The 1,078-nt window shown below is 37.7% G+C and carries 2 protein-coding genes; both read left to right on the plus strand.

The window, feature by feature from the left end; translation table 11 throughout:
• Positions 1–834, plus strand: an 834-nt coding sequence (locus NWQ57_RS17385) for a glycosyltransferase family 2 protein (protein ID WP_306023439.1), incomplete at its 5' end; no start/stop codon positions are given.
• Positions 831–1,078 (plus strand): glycosyltransferase family 2 protein (locus NWQ57_RS17390; protein WP_306023440.1); only part of this gene is annotated, 248 nt, incomplete at its 3' end. The genes NWQ57_RS17385 and NWQ57_RS17390, both read left to right, overlap by 4 nt.

The raw sequence follows: 1,078 nt of genomic DNA on the forward strand, positions 1-1,078 counted from the left end.
ATTGTTGTTGACAATAACAGTAGTGATAAATCTGTAGATATCATCACCAATTTTATGGATAAGTTACCCATCGTTTTACTTCACGAACCAAAGCAAGGTAAAAATGCTGCACTTAATACAGGTCTATCAATCGCACGGGGCGACCTAATTATATTTACCGATGACGATATTATTCCGAATACCGATTGGCTAACAAACTATGAAAAATTGCTAAAAACCCATTTAGACTATGATCTTTTTGGTGGCAGAGTAGAACCTTATTGGCAAACCCTACCAAACAAATATTTACTAAGAGATATTCCTTTGGTTATTGCCTACGCCACCAGAGACGAATCAATACCAAACGGGCCTTGCAAAGCAATGACCATATTTGGACCTAATATGGCAGTAAGAAAGCGCGTATTTGAGCAAGGCATAACTTTCAATGAAAACATAGGTCCTTCTGGGAAAAACTATATTATGGGCAGTGAAAGTGATTTCTTAGTAAGGGCAGAATCGTCCGGTTTCAGAGCCTATTTTGTTACGGCATTGAACGTAAAACACATCGTTAGACCCTTTCAGTTAACTGACGCCTGGTTAGAAAATAGAGCATTTAAAGCTGGTCGAGCCACACTTCACAAAGACATTACTGCAGGGAGAAAGATAAATAGAGTAAAAACATGGTTTGGCAAACCAAGATGGTGTGTAAAAAAGATTATGTATTTATCATTTATATATTGGTTATGCAGAATGTTTAACCTTCCCCAGAAGTACTCCATATTATGGAGACTATATGATACCAAAGGATTTTCTTCTGAATACAAAGCCTTATTATCGATGGGGGAAATACGGTGAGTGTAATCGTTAGTGTCATAATTCCCACTTACAACCGTATTTCATTGCTTTCTAGAGCTTTGGAATCTGTCATCGCTCAGGATACAAATAACATTCAAGTTATAGTAATTGACGACAATAGCACCGACAATACGCAAGCCTTATTAGCAGACTATGCAACAAAACACCCTTTTATATCTTACTACCTTAATCCAAATGAACGCGGAGCATCATCCGCAAGAAACTACGGTATCAGCAAAGCAAC

It is taken from the genome of Paraglaciecola sp., assembly GCF_030730205.1.
GTDB lineage: Bacteria > Pseudomonadota > Gammaproteobacteria > Enterobacterales > Alteromonadaceae > Paraglaciecola.